The 19,053-nt window shown below is 60.0% G+C and carries 22 protein-coding genes and 1 pseudogene; 8 read left to right on the top strand and 15 right to left on the bottom strand.

Annotation, left to right across the window (positions count from 1 at the left end):
- The 5 genes from ACTJJ7_RS27505 to lgt form a co-directional block, all read right to left on the bottom strand.
- On the bottom strand, nt 1-239 hold a 239-nt coding region (locus tag ACTJJ7_RS27505; RefSeq protein WP_440969448.1), incomplete at its 3' end, for a hypothetical protein.
- A 69-nt stretch (nt 240-308) separates the two neighbouring features.
- Nucleotides 309-1,460: a M24 family metallopeptidase gene (locus ACTJJ7_RS27500; protein WP_105732039.1), complete on the bottom strand. Its 1,152-nt coding sequence runs from the start codon at nt 1,458-1,460 to the stop codon at nt 309-311.
- Nucleotides 1,460-2,257, bottom strand: a complete 798-nt coding sequence (gene pgeF, locus ACTJJ7_RS27495) for a peptidoglycan editing factor PgeF (protein ID WP_105732040.1) — start codon at nt 2,255-2,257, stop codon at nt 1,460-1,462. The genes ACTJJ7_RS27500 and pgeF overlap by 1 nt, the downstream gene beginning before the upstream one ends.
- Before the next feature lie 66 nt (nt 2,258-2,323).
- Nucleotides 2,324-3,406, bottom strand: coding sequence for a class I SAM-dependent methyltransferase (locus tag ACTJJ7_RS27490; protein WP_440969447.1), 1,083 nt, complete (start codon nt 3,404-3,406; stop codon nt 2,324-2,326).
- Entirely contained in the window at nt 3,403-4,296 is an 894-nt protein-coding gene (lgt, locus tag ACTJJ7_RS27485) for a prolipoprotein diacylglyceryl transferase (RefSeq protein WP_440969449.1), read from the bottom strand. The genes ACTJJ7_RS27490 and lgt overlap by 4 nt, the downstream gene beginning before the upstream one ends.
- Before the next feature lie 120 nt (nt 4,297-4,416).
- On the opposite strand from lgt, the gene ACTJJ7_RS27480 reads away from it, so the two are divergent.
- From ACTJJ7_RS27480 to ACTJJ7_RS27470, 3 genes are all read left to right on the top strand, one after another.
- Entirely contained in the window at nt 4,417-4,740 is a 324-nt protein-coding gene (locus ACTJJ7_RS27480; RefSeq protein WP_105732042.1) for an accessory factor UbiK family protein, read from the top strand.
- 487 nt (nt 4,741-5,227) lie between these two features.
- Nucleotides 5,228-5,728 (top strand): YbjN domain-containing protein, encoded by a 501-nt coding sequence (locus ACTJJ7_RS27475; protein ID WP_091877999.1) that lies wholly within the window; start codon nt 5,228-5,230, stop codon nt 5,726-5,728.
- A gap of 35 nt (nt 5,729-5,763) precedes the next feature.
- Nucleotides 5,764-6,099 (top strand): tRNA-binding protein, encoded by a 336-nt coding sequence (locus ACTJJ7_RS27470; RefSeq protein WP_105732043.1) that lies wholly within the window; start codon nt 5,764-5,766, stop codon nt 6,097-6,099.
- 9 nt (nt 6,100-6,108) lie between these two features.
- Here the strand turns inward: ACTJJ7_RS27470 and ACTJJ7_RS27465 are convergent, their stop codons facing one another.
- The 5 genes from ACTJJ7_RS27465 to ACTJJ7_RS27445 all read right to left on the bottom strand — a co-directional run bounded on the left by ACTJJ7_RS27465 (nt 6,109) and on the right by ACTJJ7_RS27445 (nt 9,572).
- Nucleotides 6,109-6,417, bottom strand: coding sequence for a helix-turn-helix domain-containing protein (locus ACTJJ7_RS27465; RefSeq protein WP_105732044.1), 309 nt, complete (start codon nt 6,415-6,417; stop codon nt 6,109-6,111).
- The gene (locus ACTJJ7_RS27460) at nt 6,407-6,766 is read right to left on the bottom strand and encodes a type II toxin-antitoxin system RelE/ParE family toxin (protein WP_440969446.1); all 360 of its coding nucleotides are present in this window, start codon (nt 6,764-6,766) and stop codon (nt 6,407-6,409) included. The genes ACTJJ7_RS27465 and ACTJJ7_RS27460 overlap by 11 nt, the downstream gene beginning before the upstream one ends.
- 58 nt (nt 6,767-6,824) lie before the next feature.
- The gene (locus ACTJJ7_RS27455) at nt 6,825-8,120 is read right to left on the bottom strand and encodes a sensor histidine kinase (protein ID WP_425350417.1); all 1,296 of its coding nucleotides are present in this window, start codon (nt 8,118-8,120) and stop codon (nt 6,825-6,827) included.
- A 175-nt stretch (nt 8,121-8,295) separates the two neighbouring features.
- On the bottom strand, nt 8,296-9,006 hold the full coding sequence (locus tag ACTJJ7_RS27450; RefSeq protein ID WP_105732045.1) for a response regulator: 711 nt from the start codon (nt 9,004-9,006) through the stop codon (nt 8,296-8,298).
- Between the two features lie 62 nt (nt 9,007-9,068).
- Complete coding sequence (locus ACTJJ7_RS27445; RefSeq protein ID WP_105732046.1) at nt 9,069-9,572, bottom strand: MarR family winged helix-turn-helix transcriptional regulator; 504 nt, start codon at nt 9,570-9,572, stop codon at nt 9,069-9,071.
- Between the two features lie 360 nt (nt 9,573-9,932).
- On the opposite strand from ACTJJ7_RS27445, the gene ACTJJ7_RS27440 reads away from it, so the two are divergent.
- The 3 genes from ACTJJ7_RS27440 to ACTJJ7_RS27430 all read left to right on the top strand — a co-directional run bounded on the left by ACTJJ7_RS27440 (nt 9,933) and on the right by ACTJJ7_RS27430 (nt 12,065).
- Nucleotides 9,933-10,823, top strand: coding sequence for a branched-chain amino acid aminotransferase (locus ACTJJ7_RS27440; RefSeq protein WP_105732047.1), 891 nt, complete (start codon nt 9,933-9,935; stop codon nt 10,821-10,823).
- A gap of 178 nt (nt 10,824-11,001) precedes the next feature.
- Complete coding sequence (locus tag ACTJJ7_RS27435; protein WP_105732048.1) at nt 11,002-11,313, top strand: hypothetical protein; 312 nt, start codon at nt 11,002-11,004, stop codon at nt 11,311-11,313.
- A 107-nt stretch (nt 11,314-11,420) separates the two neighbouring features.
- Nucleotides 11,421-12,065, top strand: coding sequence for an MBL fold metallo-hydrolase (locus ACTJJ7_RS27430; protein ID WP_440969445.1), 645 nt, complete (start codon nt 11,421-11,423; stop codon nt 12,063-12,065).
- Between the two features lie 54 nt (nt 12,066-12,119).
- Here the strand turns inward: ACTJJ7_RS27430 and ACTJJ7_RS27425 are convergent, their stop codons facing one another.
- The 4 genes from ACTJJ7_RS27425 to ACTJJ7_RS27410 all read right to left on the bottom strand — a co-directional run bounded on the left by ACTJJ7_RS27425 (nt 12,120) and on the right by ACTJJ7_RS27410 (nt 15,410).
- A complete protein-coding gene (locus ACTJJ7_RS27425; RefSeq protein WP_105732050.1) occupies nt 12,120-12,536 on the bottom strand; it encodes a BA14K family protein in 417 nt (138 codons plus the stop codon).
- 365 nt (nt 12,537-12,901) lie between these two features.
- The gene (locus ACTJJ7_RS27420; RefSeq protein WP_105732051.1) at nt 12,902-13,117 is read right to left on the bottom strand and encodes a cold-shock protein; all 216 of its coding nucleotides are present in this window, start codon (nt 13,115-13,117) and stop codon (nt 12,902-12,904) included.
- A 428-nt stretch (nt 13,118-13,545) separates the two neighbouring features.
- Nucleotides 13,546-14,433, bottom strand: coding sequence for a lytic transglycosylase domain-containing protein (locus ACTJJ7_RS27415; protein WP_130269811.1), 888 nt, complete (start codon nt 14,431-14,433; stop codon nt 13,546-13,548).
- Between the two features lie 65 nt (nt 14,434-14,498).
- Nucleotides 14,499-15,410, bottom strand: coding sequence for a lipid kinase (locus ACTJJ7_RS27410; protein ID WP_440969444.1), 912 nt, complete (start codon nt 15,408-15,410; stop codon nt 14,499-14,501).
- A gap of 150 nt (nt 15,411-15,560) precedes the next feature.
- Here ACTJJ7_RS27410 and ACTJJ7_RS27405 point away from each other — a divergent pair, with 150 nt between their 5' ends.
- Entirely contained in the window at nt 15,561-16,259 is a 699-nt protein-coding gene (locus ACTJJ7_RS27405; protein WP_105732054.1) for an HAD family hydrolase, read from the top strand.
- A gap of 259 nt (nt 16,260-16,518) precedes the next feature.
- Nucleotides 16,519-18,318 (top strand): DUF3857 domain-containing transglutaminase family protein, encoded by a 1,800-nt coding sequence (locus ACTJJ7_RS27400; RefSeq protein WP_440969443.1) that lies wholly within the window; start codon nt 16,519-16,521, stop codon nt 18,316-18,318.
- 20 nt (nt 18,319-18,338) lie between these two features.
- On the opposite strand, the pseudogene ACTJJ7_RS27395 reads toward ACTJJ7_RS27400, so the two are convergent.
- Nucleotides 18,339-19,053: pseudogene (locus ACTJJ7_RS27395) on the bottom strand (ATP-binding protein); the annotation flags it as partial.

The following is a 19,053-nucleotide window of genomic DNA, read 5'->3' as shown; positions in this document are numbered from 1 at the left end:
TCCGTTTGTGCCATATGATCGGTGCCCACTCGCGCATTGGTTACTGTGGCCGTCGGCGTTGCGGTGGTCACCGTTGCCGGTGTTGTGCCCGGCGTGACCGTTCCCGGCGCGGCGGCCGTACCCTGCGCTGCCGGAAGGTCTTTCTTTGTTACGCCCATCGGCGATTCAGCACTGTTGCAGGCGCTGAGGCCAAGAGCCGCCAGCACCGCGCAGGTATAGGTCAGTGATTTGCGAGACATCATCTTTGGTCTAACCCCATCATGAGCCACAGTTGTGCCATCTCGAAAAAACGAAAGCTGACAAAAGTTTTATTTCACGATCAAGTCAAGAGGTTGGCGCGAAAGTGGCTCGGCAGCACCGTTGGTCGTGAGATAGGTCCGGCCCAATGTCATGGCCGTACCGCTGTCGGAATCCATGATGATCATATGGGCAAAAAGCGTCATGTCTGGCTGTATCCGCTCCGGGTTGCCCGCATAGAACATCGGCATATCCATCCACGAGGGTGTAAAGCGTGCGCCCTGGGAGTAACCGCAGGCATTGAGCCGGTGCCGCGTCAGGTCATGGGCCTCCATCACCCGGGAATGGGCGTCAAAGACATCACCGAAAGTTGATGCCGGAGTCATCGCTTCTTCAACTGCCTCAAGCGCCTCGCGGGCGGCGTCATAAAGCTCCAGATGGCGTTTCGACGCCTTGCCGGTCAGAACGGTGCGCATCATTGCCGCGTGGTAGTGGCGGTAGACGCCTGCCCATTCCAGTGTGAGCTGGTCGTTCTTGGTCAGCTTGCGCCGCCCGGCCTTGTACCGGCACAGCAGGGCATCTTCACCCGAACCGATGATGAATTCATTGGCCGGATAGTCGCCGCCGCCGGCAAAGATGGCGCCCTGCATCGCCGCAAGGATGGCGCCTTCGTCAGCTCCCGCCTTGATGAGCTTGAGCGCCGCATCCAGCGCCTCGTCGCCAAGTTCGGCCGCCTTGCGGCTATAGGCGATTTCGGCCGGGCTTTTCAGCACGCGCAGCCTGTCGACAAGACCGGATGCGTCGACGATCTGGCCAAAGGCAGCGAGCTGCTCATCGAGCTTGCGGCCATTGGCGGCGGTCAGGCCGTGGGTCTGGTATTCCACGCCGATGCGTTTGCCGAGCAGGTCGAGATCGTTGAGGAGTTCGCGCAGATCCGCTGCCGGATTGGCATTGTCGCGGTCGGCCCAGATCACGATGTTGTCGATGTTCGACGTCTGGCGCGCCTGGCGCAAATCCGCCGAACGGGTCATCAGCACCTGGCTGCCATCGGACTTGACGACGAGACACTGGAAGAAGCAGAAGCCGAACGTGTCATAGCCGGTCAGCCAGTACATGCTTTCCTGCGCGAACAGCAGAATGGCATCCAGCTTCTGCTCGGCCATCACCATCATCAGGCGGTCGCGGCGTGCCGCAAATTCCTCGGGCTCGAAATGAAGGGCCATCATTGTTCCTCTAGAATGGTGATCGCCGAGATCTGGCGACCATAGTCCGGTTCCTTGCGATGGGTGGTGCGCCGGTAGGAGAAAAACTGCTCCTCCTCGGCATAGGTGCATTTCTCAAGTGCCGTGGCATTCACCCCGGCATTGCGCAGCCGCATGGTGATGAAAGCCCACAGATCGAACATCTTGTGGTTTTCCTTGACGGAGTCGCGGAAAAAACGGGTGTAGGACGGGTCGGTTCCGGTGAACTGATCATAGAATTCGGCGCCGACCTCGTAATTGTCGGGGCCGATCGTTGGTCCCAGCACCGCCTGGATGCCGTCGCGTTTCGCACCGAGCGCAATCATCGCATCGATGGTGTTCTCCAGCACGCCGCCAAGGGCGCCGCGCCAGCCCGCATGGGCCGCGCCGATGATTTTCGCATCGCGGTCGGCAAACAGGATCGGGCCGCAATCGGCCGACAGCGCACCGATGACGATGCCGGGTGTCGCCGTCACCATGGCGTCGGCCTTGGGCCGCTCGCCGGTGAGAGGCGCCGTGACCGTGATGACATCGGGCGAATGCACCTGATGCACGGTGACGAGATGGGAGAGGTCGGCTCCCAGCGCGCTGGCCACGCGCCTGCGGTTTTCCCTGACATGGTCCTGATTGTCGTTGGAGCCGCTGCCGACGTTCAATCCGGCGTAGATACCTGTGGAAACACCGCCGATACGGGTGAAGAACCCGTGAGCGATTCGATCTTTCTCGGGAGACCCCAGCAGGGAAGCGTGCAGCGCTACTGGTTTTTCAGACGTGATCATGCCGGATTGCTCTTTCTCAAGGCTGCGGATGGTGGTGGAGCATCGACGCGAAGTCAATTGCTTCCGTCATATGGATTCGAATGGAAACAAATGTGTGGCGGGGTCCGCGACGCAAAGCACCTTGAACAGCGTGCCCATCTGATCGGGGCCCGCCAACCGCTCGACATCGGCGCGGATCTGCTCCTGGAACGCCGCAGGCTTGCCGTGGCCAAGGGCGCCGGCGCGGTCGAGCAAGCCCATGGCGATGAGAAAATCTCCCTGCGTCATGGCATTGGCCGTGCAGCCTTCGGCGCGGGCGGATTGTGCCAGCATGGCAAAGTCCACATGGCTGGTCAGGTCGGCTTCGCCCGGTGCATCAAGCACATCCACGGATCGATGGCGGGCGAGCGCCTGCAGCGTATCGCCGAAACCCTGCTGCAGATGGCCGTAGTCGAAGAGCAGCGCCGCACCGCGCTCGCGGTGCAGGCGTTCGGCGATATGCTGCATCAGAGCGCTGCGTGCCGGGGCAATCTCGACAATGCTGCCGTTGGGCGCCGCGTCGTGTCCTGCGGGCAAAAGCGCGGTATCGATCGATCCGCTCCCCGCTGCAAATGCCAGGTTGCCGCTGTCGTCAGCGGTGACGATGCGGTCGACGAAACGCCCGCCGGATTTGACGTATTGGCGGGTGGGAATGGCGTCGAACAGCTCGTTGGCCAGGAGAACCAGCGGACCGGAGGGCAAATCGCCGAACTGCGCATGCCACTGGATTTCCAGGCCCGACGGCGCGAGTGTCTCTTTCTGGATCTGCACGAGGCGCGGGCTGATCTCGACCATGCGGATCTGTGCCGCCGCGATGAAATCCGGGTCAAGCTTTAATGCCGTGCGCAGCACGTCCTGCATCAGCGTGCCGCGTCCGGGCCCCATCTCGCACAGGACGAATGCGGCAGGCGATCCCAACGCCTGCCAGGCGCTGACACACCAGACGCCGGCAAGCTCGCCGAACATCTGGCTGACTTCCGGTGCGGTGATGAAATCACCCTCGCGGCCGAACGGTTCGCGCGTCGTGTAATAGCCCGCATCCGGATCGAACAGGCACATCGCCATATAGTCGGCAACGCTGATCGGGCCGCTCAGCCCGATCTGCCGGATGATGCGTTGTTTCAGTGTCATCGTCCGGTGGAGACTTCCGGGTTGCGGGCGGTCAGCAGTGCCCACAGGCCGACGAGCACCATGGGAACCGACAGGATCATGCCCATCGTCAGCCAGCCGCCATAGAGATAACCGAGCTGGGCATCCGGCTCGCGGAAGAACTCGACAAAGATGCGTGACAGGCCATAGCCGGTGATGAAGGCGCCGCCGATGAAGCGCGGGCTCTTCAGCTTGCGGCCGTAGAAGATCAGGAGCGCCAGGGTGGTGAACAGGACGATGCCTTCCAGCGCCGCCTCGTACAGCTGGCTCGGATGGCGGACGAACGGGCCGCCGGTCGGGAAGATCATGCCCCAGGGCACATCGGTGATGCGGCCCCAGAGTTCGCCATTGATGAAATTGGCGACACGCACCAGTCCAAGCCCGACGGGAACGCCCGCAGCGATGGTGTCGATCATGCTGAACACGTTGATCTTGCGCGAGCGGGCGAAGAGAATCATCGCCAGCGTGGTGCCGACCAACCCGCCATGGAAGGACATGCCGCCTTCCCAGACCTTGAAGACGTCGAAGGGGTGGCTGATGTAGCGGGCCAGATCGTAGAACAGGATATAGCCGATGCGTCCGCCCAGAACCACGCCGAGCGCCGCCCACAGCACGAAGTCGTCGAGATCGTTGGGCTTCATCGGCGGCGTGTTGTTGGCCCACAGGCGCGGCTTGCTGATGAGTCTCTTGCCGTACCACCAGGCGAAGAGAATGCCGACAACATAGCCAAGGCCATACCAGTGAACGGAGAACGGCCCGATGGAAAAGATCACCGGATCAATATTGGGAAATGCGATCGCGGCCATCGTCGGGACAAGTATTTCGCTCACAATAGGCACTCCGTCATCATCAGGTTCATCGGCGCGGACCATGCGCGAGGGCAGGAACAGCGTCAAGCCGCCTGTCCGGTAACATTTGCGCAATGATGACCTTCGCTTGCAATCGCCTGCCGCGGCGATTATTTGATGGGGAAAGCAACAGAGGTATCTGCCATGACCAATGGATCAAACCGCGTTCTTGATGAACTGGCCAAGCTCGTGACCGACGCTGCCGGTGCAGCGCAGGGCGTGCGCCGCGAAGTCGAAACCGCTTTCCGTGGGCAGGCTGAGCGGCTGCTCAACACCATGGACGTGGTGCAGCGCGAGGACTTCGAAGCGGTGCGCGAAATGGCCATCCGGGCCCGTGCCGAAAACACGGCGCTGCTTGCCCGTATCGAAGCGCTGGAAGCGCTCGTCGGCCACAGGGAAAAGCCCGCTGCCGATGCGGCCAAACCGGCAAAGACGGCAGCGTCCGGCACGCGCGCCAAGAAGGACTGACCGTCAAACGAATCGCAGTTTTGCAGGCCCATTGCCCCCGTCCGGGCAGTGGGCCTTTTGCATTTTTGACCGCTCGGGAATCGCGGATGCTTTCGGCGGGGCGCCCAGGCGCCGTTTTGCGGTGTTTTATCCGGCATATTCGCGCTGTCCCCAAAATAAATCTTAAGAAATTATCAACAGGTGGAAATCGCCGAAAATCGTTTTCTTAGAGTCAGTTAAAGGCTGGTCGTGAATCATTTTCATAACATCTGTCCACACCCATTCGCGCCATTTGGCCAAAAGGGGACTGGCGCTCGGACTCAGCATCAATACACTGAAATTACAGCATGATTCGTTTCGATGGTCATGCAGCGGGTAACAAGTTCATATCCGTGGTCCGGCTGGTGCGTACTGCCTGCCGGTGAGTTTTCAAGCGTTAAGTGTCCTTTGGGTGGGTGCGCTGTGCTCCCGCAGCGTCAGATGAGATTCGATTGAGCAGGTAATGGCGATGAGCCTTCTGGAAATAGAGATTGCGCGTGATTTGCATCCGGTCGATGTGATTGAACATGTGGCCCATGCCAATGAATGGGCTTTCGAGCGCACCGGGGACGACGAGATTGCCATTACGGTCGAGGGCAACTGGACCGATTACCAGATTTCCTTCTCGTGGATGGAAGATTTCGAGGCGCTGCATCTGGCCTGCGCCTTTGACATTGCAGTCAGCGAACCGCGCGTCAACGAAGTGATGCGATTGCTGTCGCTGATCAACGAGCAGCTGCTGATGGGGCATTTCGATCTGTGGCGCCAGGAGGGCGCGGTGATGTACCGCCAGTCGCTGCTTCTGTCGGGCGGTGCCGAACCGACGAGCAAGCAGGTGGAAGTGCTCCTGTCCAGTGCGCTGGATGCCTGCGAGACCTATTTCCAGGCGTTCCAGTTTGTTGTGTGGTCGGGCTCGACAGCGCGGGAATCGCTCGATAGCATTCTGTTCGAGACGGTCGGTTCGGCCTGATCTGAAGCATAGCGATATTGTTTGAGTTGAATGTGATGACCATCAGTTTCGATGATTTTGAGAAAGTGGATATCCGCGTCGGCACCATCGTCGAGGCGGAAACTTTTCCGGAAGCGCGTAAGCCGGCCTTCAAACTCAAGATCGATTTCGGCCCGGAAATCGGGGTGAAGAAATCCTCCGCGCAGATCACCAAGCACCATACGCTGGACGAGCTGAAAGGCCGCCAGGTGATGGCAGTGGTCAATTTTCCGCCGCGCCAGATCGGCCCGTTCATGTCGGAAGTGCTGACCCTGGGTTTTCCGGACGCGGAGGGCGGCGTTGTTCTGGCTGCCATCAGCAAGCCGGTACCGAACGGCGGCAAGCTGTTCTAAGTTTGGAGCCTAGGCTGCGCGAAGCGCTTTCTCCACCGCGTCAGGCGACTCCTCGATGACCCTCAAAAGCAGGCGCCCGGCCGGATCGGGCTTGCGGCGCCCTTGCTCCCAGTTGTTCATGGTTGCAGCCGGAATACCAAAACGACGCTCAAAATCCTTGGTCGATCTGGCATAGCGCTTGCGAATCTCCTTGATCCGTTCAGGCGGCATGGGATCGATATTGATGGTCTCAAGCGCGATTTCACCGCGCTTCCACGCGAGAGCCTCTTGCAGCCCTTCAAGGAGGCTGTCGCCAAATTCGCTTTTTTTACTGGTCATCCTTGAGCTCCCTGAGCATTGTCAGTGCTGCCTTGCGCTGATCTGGCGTGAGGTCCGCCTGTTCTGATTTTCGGTAGGCGAAGAGCATGATTGCCAGATCATCCGTCACCATCAGATAATAAATGGCCCTGCCGCCTCCGCTTTTTCCCTTGTTGCCAAGGGCAAAACGTATTTTCCGCAAACCCTCCAAGCCCTGTAAGACATCACCTGAAAAAGGGTCCAGAGCGATTGCATTCTCCAGCTTGCTGATTTCCGCATCGGAGACGCCAAGCCGTTTCAAATCTTTGAGATAGCGTTTGGTGCGGACGATTTTCATGATCAATATTACGCCAATGGCGTAATATTTCAAGGGGAATTCCACCATTTCCCCGGCGCCGTCTTTGCCCGCGGGATAGCTGGGTCGATGATCAGGCGGGGATGCGCACGACGGCGCGCAGGCCGCCCATGGGGCTCTCGTCCAGAGTGATATCGCCGCCATGGCTGCGGGCAATGTCAAGCGCGATGGCAAGCCCAAGCCCGGTGCCGCTGGCATCCTGATTGCGTGCCTCATCCAGCCGGAAGAATGGCTTGAACACCTCGTCGCGCATCTCCTTGGGGATGCCGGAACCGTCATCGTCGATGGTGATGCTCAGCCAGCCGTCACGGTGATCTGCGGTAACGACGACATTCCTGGCATAGCGGAACGAGTTTGATACTAGGTTGGAGATCAGCCGCGAGAAGGCATTGGGCCGGACCTGAATCTCCGGCTCACCGCGAATGCTGGATTTGAAGCCGCGCTCCAGGAGCGTGCCTTCCTCTTTCAGCTTGGCGAAGAGGCGCTCCAGGTTGAAGGTGCCGGTTTCTTCCTCCGCCTCGCTACGGGCAAAGGCGAGATAGCCTTCCAGCATGGACTGCATGTCCTCGATGTCCTGCTCCATGGCTTCCGTATCGACCTTGTGGCCGACCAGCGCAAGCTGCAGCTTGAAGCGGGTGAGGATCGTCCGCAGGTCATGGCTGACACCGCTCAGCATGGTGGTGCGCTGCTCGATCTGGCGTTCGATGCGCTCGCGCATGACGATGAAGGCCGCGCCCGCCCGCCGGACTTCCTCAGCGCCGCGCGGCTTGAAATCGGGCGGCGTCGCCCGGCCCTTGCCAAAACTGTCGGCCGCCGCCGCCAGCTGCTGGATCGGCTTGATCTGGTTGCGCAGGAACAGAATGGCGATGGCCAGCAGCACCAGCGCTGAACCGGACATCCAGACAAGCAGGATCAGGGTGTTCGAGGCATAGGCCTGGCTGCGGCGGGCAAAGACCCGCAGGACCTTGCCTTCCAGCTGGATGCGGATTTCGACGAGATCGGAATCGCCTATTGTGTCGATCCAGAACGGGCGGTTGATCTGCTTGGTGATCTCGGCGCTCAGCGGTTCGTCAAGAATGGAAAAGAACGGTTTTGGACCGGGCGCCGGCAGGGGATCGGGCGGCAGGATGGAGATGGTGAGCGACAGTCTTTCGCGCGCGATGCGGATGAGGTTTTCATAGCCGGGATCCTGCGGATAGGTGTCCATCAGGTCGATGATGCCGGAGATGTCGCGCACCACGGCCGTCGACAGGCGCTGGGTGACGGTCTGCCAGTAGCGCTCCATGAACACGAAGGCGATGACAGACTGCAGCAGCACCATGGGTGCGATGATGATGATCAGCGAGCGGGCATAGAGCCGTTTCGGCATCCACTGCGCCAGCCAGCGGGAAAACTTCCGCCACGGGCCGAGCAGCGTGCTGCGGCGGCGGCGCCAATGCCGCTGCCTGACTGCCAATGCGCGTTTTGCACTGTCCGTTTGTGCCATATGATCGGTGCCCACTCGCGCATTGGTTACTGCGTCCTGATCCCGCGGATCGGGACGTTCACTCCACGCTCAATTTATAGCCGACGCCGCGCACCGTCTGCAACCAAACCGGATTGGCCGGATCATTTTCTATCTTGCGGCGCAACCGGTTGATCTGCACGTCGATCGTCCGTTCGCCGACATCGCCTTCCTGGCCGGTCAGTTCGTGCCGGGGCACGGTTTCACCGGCGCGGGCGGCAAAGATCGCCATGATATCCTGCTCGCGGTCCGTCAGGCGGATCAGCTCGCCCGAACGCTTCAACTCGCGCTTGGCGATGACGAAGGTATAGGGGCCGAAAACGATCTGCTCGATCTTGGCTTGCGATGCCGGAGCGCCGCGGCGCAGGATGTTGTTGATGCGCAGGATCAGTTCGCGCGGGTCGAAGGGTTTCGGCAGATAATCATCCGCACCCGCTTCGAGACCGCTGATGCGGCTGTCCGTCTCTGAAAGCGCCGTCAGCATCAGGATGGGAACATTCTTTTCCTGGCGCAGGGACTGGGTGAGCGCCACCCCGCTTTCGCCCGGCATCATGACGTCGAGGATCAGCAGGTCGTAGTCAATGCCGGCCAGCTTGCGCCTGGCCTCGTCCGCATTGGCAGCCACCGTAATGCGAAAGCCGCTGCCGGTCAGATATTGCGACAGCAAGTTTCGAATCCGGGTGTCGTCGTCGACAATGAGCAGGTGCGGCGCATCGTCTGAAAGCGGAAGTTCTTCACTCACCAAAATCATTCCTTCTCTCTCCGGGCATTGACGCCCGCCCTTGGTCCCCGGACGTCCCTATCCGGCATAAACTAACCTGCCTGCGGCAGACTGTCGATCTGTTGCCTTTGGCCGGGATTGACCATCGCTTTGAGGAAATGTTCGATCACTGCCCGGTCAGCCAGACCGATTTGCTCCAATGCACTGCCAATGCGGCGTGATTGCGGTGCCGCAAGCTCAAGCGCGAGTTCCCGGCCCTTCATCGTGGGGTAGAGTTCCCGCTGCCGCCGGTCGCGCGGGCCGGGTATCTGTACGACATGGTCCGTGTCGATCAGCTGCTTGAGGACACGGGCGAGGCTCTGCTTGGTGATTTGCAGCACATCGAGCAATTCCGCAACCGTCATGCCCGGCTTACGGTTGATGAAATAGAGAACCCGGTGGTGGGCGCGGCCAAAGGTCAGCTTTTCCAGAATCAGATCCGGGTCGGCGGTGAAATCACGGTAGGCAAAGAAAAACAGCTCAATGAGGTCGAGTTCGCTCGCATCCGCCTTGGTCAGGGCTGTCTCAATATGCCGATCCGGTGTATAAGGTTTCATGCAGGGCTCCCGCTCTCATTCATGTGTCGCCGAATAATATGTCAGTCTTGTTGACTTAATTTTAGACTGCTGATAATTTTTGGCAAGCTGTTGGCCGCATTTTGAATGAAACGAAAAGCCAATACGTGTTTCCGGGACATTTTTCCTCATCGAAACGCCTATGACTGCCACGCATGACCCCGAAAATCGGCTCGATTTTCACCGGGGCGGGCGTGAATTCAAAATGGACAGCGTCCTTTGCGCGTTCAAGAAGAACGCGCGGCGCTGTCGCGAGCCAAGGTTCACCAATTGTGAAACGGGAACAATTGGCGTCGTCTCAGACCCGTACAATGATCAGGAATCAAACGCCTGGAGGAAAACATGGCATCCGTACCATTTGATCAGCTTGAAGGTTACATCTGGATGAACGGCGAATTCGTTCGCTGGGCAGATGCTAAGGTTCACGTGCTGACTCATGGCCTGCATTATGCAAGCTCGGTCTTTGAAGGTGAGCGCGCCTATGGCGGTGAAATCTTCAAGCTCAACGAACACACGGAGCGTCTGCACGAATCGGCACGTATTCTTGGCTTCACCATTCCCTATTCGGTCGAAGAGCTGAATGATGCCTGCCGCAAGCTTCTTGCCAAGCAGGGTTTCCAGGATGCCTATGTGCGTCCGATCGCCTGGCGCGGCAGCGAGTCGATGGGTGTTTCCGCCCAGAACAACAGAATCAACGTGGCCATCGCCATCTGGCAGTGGCCGAGCTATTTCGACCCGGCGCAGAAGCTTAAGGGTATTCGCCTGGATATGGCGGAGTATCGCCGCCCGGATCCGAAGACGGCTCCCTCCAAGTCCAAGGCCGCGGGCCTGTACATGATCTGCACTATCTCCAAGCATGCCGCCGAGGCCAAGGGCTATGCGGATGCGCTGATGCTGGACTGGCGCGGCCAGGTGGCTGAAGCCACCGGCGCCAACGTGTTCTTCGTCAAGGACGGCGTCATCCATACGCCGAAGCCCGATTGCTTCCTCGATGGCATCACCCGCCGCACCGTCATCGAGCTGGCCAAGCGCCGCGGTTATGAGGTTGTCGAACGGGCCATCATGCCGGAAGAGCTGGAAGGTTTCGAACAGTGCTTCCTGACCGGGACGGCTGCGGAAGTGACCCCGGTTTCTGAGGTCGGGCCATACCGCTTCACCGTTGGCGAGATCGCGGTCAACCTGATGAACGACTACGCTGCCGAAGTAACACCCAAGAAAGCGGCAGCGGAATAACTCGGAGCATCGGAGCGCAAATAGGGCGCTCCCGGCCCGATACTGCAAGCTTGCTAACGAAAACAACCGGTTGATACCTCTTTATTGAGGCGTCATCCGGTTTGACATTGCCCAAAACTTAGTCAACATGCCAGTGTCAGGCATGAGTCTGGCGCGAAACGTTGACGGGGTGTCAATTATGGGTGCACTTCTTCCTCTCATCATCCAACTGATCTCAGGGGCTGTCGGCGGCAATATTGTCGGCGGTATTCTCAAAAACCTGACTCTTGGCCCGACTGGCAACACGATTGCCGGCGGCGTTGGTGGACTAGTGGGTGGCTACTTGACGCAATACCTTGGCGCCGGTGGTGCCCAGCTCGTGGCAAACGCAGCAGCATCGTCGGGACTTGATCTCGGCTCGATCATCGGCAACGTTGCCGGTGGTGGTGTTGGCGGTCTTATCCTCACAGCAATCGTTGGTGCGATCAAGAACGCGCTGGCCAAATCCTGATCAGGACGGGACGCAAACGATTTTCAAGGGCGGTCCCATTGGCCGCCCTTTTTATTTGGGTTAGAGCCTAATGTAGACGATTTGAGATAAGCATAGGGTTTGAACAAATGGGACAATTGCAGGCCGGTATTATCCCCGTGACGGCCTTTCAGCAGAATTGCACGATCCTCTTCGACAGCGATGACAAGCATGGCGTCCTGATCGATCCCGGCGGCGACAATGATCAGGTGCTCCATGCGATCCGCTCCAACGGCATTACCATCGATGCCATCTGGATCACCCATGGCCATATTGACCACGCGGCCGGCGCCATGGACATGAAGGAGGCGCTGGGCGTCGATATCATCGGACCGCACGAGGCGGATAAGTTTCTTCTGGATTCAATGGAGGAGAAGGCGGTGCAGTACGGCATTCAGGGCAGCGGCGTGCGCAACTGCACACCGGACCGCTGGCTTGCGGATGGCGATACGGTGTCCTTCGGGTCGCATGTGTTCGAGGTGCTGCACTGCCCGGGCCACGCGCCGGGGCACGTGGTCTACTACAACCGCGCCGCCAAGTTCGCCCATGTCGGCGACGTGCTGTTCAACGGCTCGGTCGGGCGGACGGATTTGCCGGGGGGCGACCACGATACGCTGATCAGCTCCATCAAGAACAAGCTGTTTCCGCTTGGCGACGATATCGGCTTCATCTGCGGGCATGGTCCTGGCGGCCGTTTCGGCGAAGAGCGCCGAACCAATCCGTTCCTGACGTGACAAAAAGGCCGCCGGATCGCTCCGGCGGCCTTTTTCAATCCGGCTGATCGGTGATCAGTTGGCGTTGCAGAAATAATCGCGTCCGTCATAGCCGCGGAACGTACCGGTTTCAGGATTGAACGAGCGGTAACGATCGGCGCAGTAGCGGTACCAGGCCCGTGACCACGGCTGGGCGCTGCCATAATAGGCGGGGCGCACTTCGCGATAGACGCGGACCGGTGCGGCGCGATAGATCGGACGATCATCGTAGTCGCGGTAGATCACGTCGGGTTCGCGCGGCTGCGCGAGCGCGCCGCCGATGAGCGCACCTGCGGCAAGGCCAATGGCGCCGGCAGCAAGGGCATCACCGCCGCCGCGATGGTGATGGCGGCGCCAGCCCCAGTCATCAGCCGACGCTGACGACGCAAGTGGAACGGCAATCGTTGCAAAAGCTGCCGTTGCAAGAATGGCAATTTTCATACCTTTAAACATCTGTGCCTCCTTTGAAGCATCCTTGGCGAAACTTTTGGAACCGCCTGATCGTGTTGGGCTGGACTTTCAGTGGGGGCGCCAGCCGTGATGTGTGTTTTAAACGTTCCAGAATGAATGCAAGCTGAACGGAAAGCGGGTGCTTTCGTTCCCTGCATCCATGCGGGACGGGCACATCGACAGCATAATATCAGCAAATCCATGGCAAGGAACGGGCACAGGAAGCTGGAAATGGTTGATTTTGGGAGAATTTCTTCGCAAAGCATCCACTTTGCGGACACGCAGCCATCGCCGCGACCGGGAATGTGGACTGTCAGGGAAAACCCCCGATTGTGGCGGGGGTCCCGAAGCGGCTTGCGCCGCCTGAATTATTCCGTAACCGTGATGTTGACGGCCTTGGGGCCCTTGCCACGACGGTCAGGCTCGGTATCGAAGGAAACCTTCTGATTGTCTGCGAGACCTGTGAGGCCGGATGCCTGAACGGCGGAGATATGGACAAAAATGTCCGCTGCGCCATCATCCGGTTTGATAAAGCCAAAGCCTTTTTCACTGTTGAAGAATTTGACCGTACCGGTCTGTGCCATGCTCCGTTCCTTTTCCTTACTTACCGCGTTCCCCTCCGGGCTAGCGGGATTGGTAGTGCCGCCTTTTGTAAGATACATCCGGCGTAAATCATGCAGGCAGTTCTCGAATTCAGGAAAGGAGCCGATCATTGCCGGGATTTCTCCCGACCCGGTATTCTTGCGGTTCCGGCGCGCCGTTCTTCCAGTCTTCCAGTGTTCGCAGATGCCCGAACGCTTTGAGACTGCTAGAATAAGTGTTTTTTGGCAAGCAAAAGTTTTTCCGTCATTTAGGCGACTATATCGAACAGCTGTGCAGCTGACATACTTGGCCGCGCAAATTCGTTGCCTGCAACCCATGTATTAAGCGCGCCGAGAGCCGCAATTCGAGGTTGTACGTGGTCGCGACCCCGCATAAAACTGTCCAAATGGTCAAATATTGACGTGTTGCCCTAGCGGTTGCGCAGAACAATACATGCGCCGCCGGCGCCATGGAGCTTGGCGCAGATCGCGTTGGCTTCGCCGCGCGTGTCGGCGCCGATGCGCACGGCATAGATGCCGCGGCGGCCCATCGGCGTGCGGTAGCGGCTGATGACTGGCTCGTGCTGGTTCAAGATGGCCGGAAAGGCGCGGCGCAGCCGTTCCATCTGGTTCACGGCGGCTGACCGGCGGAAGTTACCGGCAATCTGGATGCCCCAGGGTTTCGGCTTGATCTGGGCCATGGAGATCGTCGCCGAGCGGACAACCGGCAATTGGCGGCAGGCGGCATCGAAATCCAGCCTGGCATTGAGCGGTGCAGCGCCGATCTCTGCGCCAGCGGCGAAATCATCCGCCGGGCGTCCTGTAATATCAAGGACATAGTCTTCGGTTTCAAGCGGCAGAAAGCCGCCGCTCGACAGCCATTTCGACACGCGTGTCGGTCCGGCATTGTAGGCGGCGGCCGCCAGTCCCCAATTGCCGAAGGTGGCGCGCAAATCCTTGAGCAGCGCCGCCGAAGCCGGGAGTGCCTGGGCGAAATCAAAGGGGTTGGCCAGTTGCCGCTCCCTCGCGGTGCCCGGCATGAACTGGGCGATGCCCTGCGCGCCGACGGGGCTTTGCGCCTGATCGTCGAAACGGCTTTCCTTCCAGATCAACCGGGCAAAGAAGTCGCGCGGCACGCCGTGGCCATCGGCCTGGGTGGCGATGGCAGCGCATATCTGGCTGACGGTGGGGGCTGGCGGCTGCACGGGCGCCGGTGCGGCCGGGTTATCGGCCGCAAGCACAATCGATGCGCCGAGGATCGTGAACGATGCGACCAGAGCTATGTTGTATAACCAGTTCACCCAGCCCTCATTTCCCATTCATCCTGCTGTTCAAGCATAAAGCACAGAGACATTGCAGAGGAAAGTCCGGACAGGCCGCCGGTTTAGACGGAAGCTGCCCTGGCCGGTGTTGCCGGGGCAAAGACCCGGATGGCCTTCTCCCGGATGCGGAAATGCGCCGGTGTCCAGGTGGTGAGGTCGCCGTCGGTGTTCACGGCGCGCGGCTTGCTGGTCTTGATGGTGACTTGCGTGGTCTGGAAGGCCCGCACATCGTTCCAGCGGCCATGGGTTCCCTTGCGCAGGCTGGGCAGGAGGCCGAGCAGCCGCCACCAGTGATCCACCTCCAGGCTGTAGAAATCCAGCCGTCCGTCATCGGCGGTCGCGGTTTCCTCCACGGTCATGCCGCCGCCATAATGGCGGCCATTGCCGACGGAAACCTGCATTGTCCGGATCGTCTCGACCGAACCGTCATGCTCGACATAGGCGGTGAACAGCCGGGAGCGGGCGAGGAGGCGGGCGGCAACAATGGCATAGCCGAGTTTGCCCCAGCGCTTCTTGGCCTTTTCCGTCAATTCTGCAGCGAGTTCAGCACTGAAGCCGATGCTGGCGACATTGAAGAACAGGTTGCCGTTGACTTCGCCCAGATCAATAGGGCGCGGTTCGCTGGAAAGGATCAGTTCCGCCGCCTTGAGCGGGACGGGCGGCAGGCCGATTGTCCGGGCGAAATCATTGGCCGTGCCCAATGGCAGGACACCCAGCGGCAGGCCGGTCTCGACAAGACCGGCAGCGGCCGCGTTCAGCGTGCCGTCACCGCCGCCGATGATCACCAGATCGCATGCGTCCCGCATGCGCCTGATGACATCGGAAATGGATTCGTCCTTATCCGGCGCCGCATCGATCAGTGTCAGTCCGCCGGTTTCCAATGCCTTGCGGATGGGATCAATCGGTTTGCGGCCGCTGCGCGCATTGGGATTGACGATGAACAGGGCGCGTCGTGGCGGTTTGGCTGGGGTCAACAGGCTGGTGCTCCGGTTTGCAGTCCGCCGCAGGTGGGGTTTGATTTGTGGCGAAACAAGGCAATGCCATGCCGCAGCCCGGTGGATTTTGCCGGTGGCAAGCGCTACACAGTTGGGATCATCCTTTCGGCAATGCATGAGAGTTCGAGAATGTCCTCCCTCACCACCATCGGTTTTGACGCAGACGATACGCTCTGGGAGAACGAGCAGTTCTTCCGCCTGTCGGAAAAGCATTTCGAGGCACTGCTTGCCCCGCATACGGATGTGCCTGACCTGTCTGACCGGCTTCTGGAGGTGGAGCGGCGCAATCTCGATCTCTATGGTTTCGGCATCAAGGGGTTCACCCTGTCGCTGATCGAGACGGCGCTGGAGGTGACGGATGGCAGGATACCGTCATCCGTTCTCGGCGAAATCCTGGCGGCGGGGCGGGACATGCTGCGCCATCCCATCGAAACCCTGCCGCATGTGCAGGACACGCTGGAGCAATTGGCCGGGCGCTACCGGCTGGTCCTGATCACCAAGGGCGACCTTTTCGATCAGGAGCGCAAGCTGGCGCAATCGGGCCTTGGCGATTTCTTCGATGCGGTTGAGATCGTCAGCAGCAAGGACCGGGCTACCTATCAGCGGATTTTCAGCCGCCATGGCGATGGCCCGGAGCGCAGCATGATGATCGGCAATTCGCTGAAATCGGACGTGGTTCCGGCCATTCAGGCTGGCGGCTGGGGCATTTATGTCCCGCATGCGCTGACCTGGGTGCTCGAACATGTGGACGCGCCGGTGGCGGAGCCGCGCTTCCGCCAGATCGAGCATCTCGGCGATCTCGCACCGCTGCTGGCTGAACTGGGCTAATCCAAGCGGCGTCTTTCCAAGCTTATCGGGCTTGGGGTATGGCTGTTTCCCCGAGGAATTTGCCTTGAGGGGTGTCCCGCGCGGACATCCATATATTTTTTGAGAATATTCAATATTGGTTACGTAATAACATTAATTTTCAGGAGTCATAATGTCGTTTATTTTTATGAAGTCTCCCTTTGGAATTCTACGGTTGGGCCTCCTCATTTTATGGCTGTTCGCATTGCAGCAGCAGGCCCACCCCCAGGATGCAGTGCCTGTGGTGAAGGAAGAATACATCTCCGCGTCGGATGTTATCACGGTTGAGAAGGATGGCAGCTACAGCGTGGAGTGGCAGACAACGCGCCGGCTGCTTGATGCCAGCGGCCGTGACAGCTTTGCAACGAAGACGTTCAGCTTCAATGACCAACTGGCAAGCCTTGACATCATCGAGGCGGAAACCATCAAGGCGGACGGGCGGCGCATCCAGGTGCAGCCGGATCAGATCCGGCTGCAGGAGGACCCGGCGGCGACGGGGCTGCCGGTGTTCAGCACGAGCAAGCAGAAGACCATTATTTTCCCCGACATCGAGGTTGGCGACAGCGTTCGCTATCGGGCGCGGAAAATCCAGAGGGAACCGGATTTTCCCGGACATTTTGCCTATGCCGATTCATTTGCTCCGGACGAACGGGTGCTTGCCTACACGCTGGTGTTGAAGGCACCGAAATCCCTCGGTCTGCGCAGTGAAGCCTTGGCGATGAACGAGGTGCGGGCGACGGATGAAAAGGGTGACGACGTTTGGAGCTGGAGCTTTGCCCAGCCCGACACCAGGCCGCTTGACCACGGCAAGGCGGATGTCTTCATGAACAGTCCGCACATCATCGTTACGAGTTTTGCCGATTGGAATGCCATTGCCCAGGCCTACCGGGCGCGCGCCGACGACAAGCTTGCGGTGACGCCGGAGATTCAGGCGCTTGCCGACGAGCTGACGAAAGATGTTCCCGGCCGGCGCGAACAAGTGCAGCGGATCTACAACTGGGTGCGCGGCAATATCAGGTATGTCGCCCTGTATCTGGCACAAGGGGGCTATGTGCCGCATTCGGCCGGGGACATCCTGCGAAACCGCTATGGCGACTGCAAGGACCACGTTGTCCTGCTCGAAGCGCTTCTGCGTGCCAGGGGGATTGAAAGCCATGGCGCTCTCATTGCTTCGGGCGATCTGTTCAGTCTGCCCTCTGAAGCGCTGCCGGGCTATTTCGATCACATCATCACCTATGTGCCGGAACTTGATCTTTATCTCGATTCCACGGCCGAATATCTGCCATTCGGTTTGAAAGGCTATTGGCTGTCGTCGAAAGCTGTCCTGCATGTGGATGGCCTGACGGGCATCCGCACGACGCCAGCCATGACGGCGCAAGAGAATTCATTGTCCACCAGCACGACCTGGTCACTCGACATGGATGGGTCGCTGCACGGCAGGATCGTGGAAATTTCGCGGGGTGGCATATCGATTGACCGGCGCCGCGCCGTCGCGGGCATCGATCCGCTGCAGCGCGCCGGTCTCGTGCAGCAGCTTCTTGCCCGTAACGGCTTGAAGGGCAGGGGCAGCTACACGGCGGACGATCCGAAAAGCGATGAGCGGGACTACAGGATCGATATCGATTTCACCATCGATCAGACCGGCCTTGATCTGTCCGGTCCCGAGGCGTTCGCCATCACGCCCCCCTTGGCGTTGGGCTATTCCATACCGGACATGACCAGCTTTGCCATGGAGCGCCCCGAACCGCTCTATGCAACAGCCTGTGCGGCCGTTGAGCTTGACGACACCTATGACGGAACCATTCCGGAAGGCGTTGGCGTCCGGTCCCTGCCAAAATCCGTGTCGCTGGCCGAAGGGCCCATCCGGTACGACGCGGCCTATGCGGCGGAGGGACAGAAAATCCACGCAAGACGTCACTACGTCATGCCCATCGACCGGGGGTATTGCACGCCGAAAGATGTGGAACAGATGGCGGAGGCTGTGGGCAAGGTGCGCCAGGATCTGCAGCGGAAAGTTCTGCTGGCACCCGCCGGCGATTGAGCGGAGACGGAGCAGGCCTCTTATTCGGCGGCGTGCTGGTCCTGCGCGCCGTCATCGGGGCCGTTGGGATCGCCTGCCATTGTCTCGCAGCCGAGATCGGGGAAGGCGACGACGCGGTTTCCGGCAAAATCGGTGCGGACCACCACCAGTCCCTGTTCCTCGAAATAGGTCAGGAGCCGCCGGGCGCGCCGGGCGGAATGGGTGCCATAGGCGCGGGCGAGCGTTGCGTCGGACGGACAGGGATTGCCGGTGACCGCCGCCTGCGCGACAATGAAGAACACACCCTGCACGTCATCGGGCAGGCTCTTGGACAGTTCCAGCGCCTGCTGCCATGGCTCGCTCTGCGCGGTTTCGCCATCGATACCGGCGCGCGCAACCGCCAGCTTGCGGCGGAAGGCGGGCAGGGACAGCGCGTCGCCGGGGACGCGGCGGATGCGGCAGCGTACCAGAAAATCCTGATAGAGCACCGCATCGGTGCGGAAACCGGCATCCGGGTCGCCCAGCATTTCCTGCATGACCGCATCAATCAGCGCACTGCGTTCGGCTTCGTCGATTTCCGGGAACAATGTCATGGCGGGCGCTTCCGCTTCGGCCATTGCCTTGGCTTGGGTCAACTGCGCCAGAATGTCGGCGGTCGGGGTGGGCGGCGGCGGCGCGGGACCCGTTTCACCGATGCGTCGTTTCTCACGCCCACCCTGCAATCCGCGCTCGACAACTGGGCGCGCATTGCCCCGC

It is taken from the genome of Phyllobacterium sp. 22229 (genome assembly GCF_052056495.1).
In the GTDB taxonomy this organism is placed as follows: domain Bacteria; phylum Pseudomonadota; class Alphaproteobacteria; order Rhizobiales; family Rhizobiaceae; genus Phyllobacterium; species Phyllobacterium myrsinacearum.
This window is presented reverse-complemented; position numbering and strand designations above follow the sequence as displayed.